Genomic DNA, 1,914 nt, shown 5'->3' with positions numbered 1-1,914 from the left:
CCTCCAAACCGTTGATACTTACATCCGCGCATGGGTCGAGCAGGACCCAGACCTCATCGTGACCATCTTCACGGAGAGAGCGACCTACCACGAACGGGTGCTCGACGAGCCGATCCGAGACCACGAAGGCATTCGCAAGTACTGGCGAACAAAGGTCGTCGAGTCCCAAGCGAACATCTCGTGCAAGCTCCTTAACGCGTATATCGACGGGGGAACGGCGATCGTCGAATGGGAAGCGGTATTCGACGATCGAGAAGAGCGGGACCGCAAGCTGATGCGCGAAATCGCGGTACTCGTGTTCGACGGCGACCGGATAGCGAGCCTGCGTGAGTACTGGTCCTCCCGCCCCATCGCCACGGCCGCGACCACCCGATGACCTCCGGCCGTTGGGCGGTGAGAACTTTCCGTACTTCTTCAAGGCGGCCCTGACGGGCCGCTGCTCGCCCACTCGGGGCACGGCGCGCGCTGGTCGCCTTCGGCTAGCGCGCGCCGACCCCGGCGGGCGAGCGGAGCTCGTCGGGCACCACGAAGCCCGGCCCCACCGATACGGGCGGGTCCGGGCAGTCGCGCGACGCGTGACGGTCGCGGCTACGGCGGCGAGTCCGACGGCTGTCGCAGGAGGTCGAACGCCAGCTTCTTCAGCCGGGACTCGATCGCGCTCGGCTGGCGGTCGAAGTCGGCGGCCAGATCCTCGATGCTCCGGCCAGCGCGATAATCTGCCAAGAGACGCGCGTCCGCCTCCGGCGTCCACCGGTCGTACGCCTTCGGGTGCTCCTGCCGGATCTCGCCAATGCCCGGCCGAAGGCGGCCAGATTCCGCGTCCGGCCCATGTTCCGCCGCAGTCATGACGACCAATCTAGCGAGCAATCCGTGACGGCAGCGACACAACATGTTGGTCGATCGGTGCAGGGCTCGCCGGTGCAAGCCCCTGCCTCCGGCGGGTAGGGCCTCCGGCCCTGCGACCCGGAAATGGCCTCCGGCGGCCGGGGCTACTCGCCCCGGACCCTCGGCGTCTGGGATGCCACCAACCGCCCGGCTCCCCGCCTCGCACCACAGGCAGCCAGACCGCGCCCGCCTGGTCCAGGTCGTTCGTCCAGCGGGGCGCTCCACCTGGACCAGGCGGGCGCGGCCCGACCGGGCGAAGCCTGCGAGACGGGAAGCCAGCCGCACCGGGCGACGGCGTCTGGGGAGTGAGCGGGGAGTAGATCTTGCGGTTGATGGCAAACAGGACCACGCCAGACCGACGAGGACCAGCCGTGTGACCAGCCTGTATAGGCCGATGCCCATGTGATGAGCCGATCTTGACCTACTTGACACGGAAGAGGTCACTGGTTCAAACCCAGTATCGCCCACCACACTAGATTTGAACCGCTATGTCCGAATTGATTTCGGGTTTGGCGAGCGTTGGTGACGCTGCCACCTGCGGCAACGCAATCTGTCGGGCTGGTTCGCATCCAAGTATGGCCTCCGGGAAACGCCGGTGCTCGTGTTGGCTTGTCTCACCGGTGGGCGAAGATGAAAGCTGCCTTCGGCGTTCGGCTCCGGCGGCTTCCAGCCAGGCCGCGACCCGGCGGGGTCGGCGGCGGTGGACGTAGACGTTCATCGGGTGCCCGCCGTAGCCCTCGGTCTTGAGCTGGCTTTCGTTACCGGCGTGGAAGCCGAGCAGCACGATCCCGCCGGGCCGCAGCACCCGGTGAAACTCGTCCAGGACGGCGGGTACCTCGTCGTCGGGGACGTGGATCAGGGAGAACCAGGCGAGTAGGCCGGTCAGACAGCTGTCGGGCAGGTCGAGTCCGGTCATGGTGCCGACCTGGAAGCGTAGGGCGGGGTGGTCGCGCCGGGCTACGTCGATCATGGCGGGTGATAGGTCGATGCCGAACGTGTCCAGGCCGATGCGGTGCAGGTGGGCGGTGA

3 protein-coding genes are annotated in these 1,914 nt (G+C 67.1%); 1 reads left to right on the top strand and 2 read right to left on the bottom strand.

All coding sequences use genetic code 11. The annotated features are described in order from the left end of the window. Positions 1-376 (top strand): nuclear transport factor 2 family protein (locus tag AC08OU_RS19420; RefSeq protein WP_476605482.1); only part of this gene is annotated, 376 nt, incomplete at its 5' end. A 212-nt stretch (positions 377-588) separates the two neighbouring features. On the opposite strand, the gene AC08OU_RS19415 is transcribed toward AC08OU_RS19420, so the two are convergent. Beyond that, positions 589-846: a hypothetical protein gene (locus AC08OU_RS19415; RefSeq protein WP_476605481.1), complete on the bottom strand. Its 258-nt coding sequence runs from the start codon at positions 844-846 to the stop codon at positions 589-591. A gap of 511 nt (positions 847-1,357) precedes the next feature. Further along, on the bottom strand, positions 1,358-1,914 hold a 557-nt coding region (locus AC08OU_RS19410; protein ID WP_476605480.1), incomplete at its 5' end, for a class I SAM-dependent methyltransferase.

The sequence above is a fragment of the Frankia sp. CcMO1 genome, from assembly GCF_977945845.1.
Note: the sequence above shows the minus strand (reverse complement) of the source record. Positions and strands in the feature narration are given on the sequence as shown.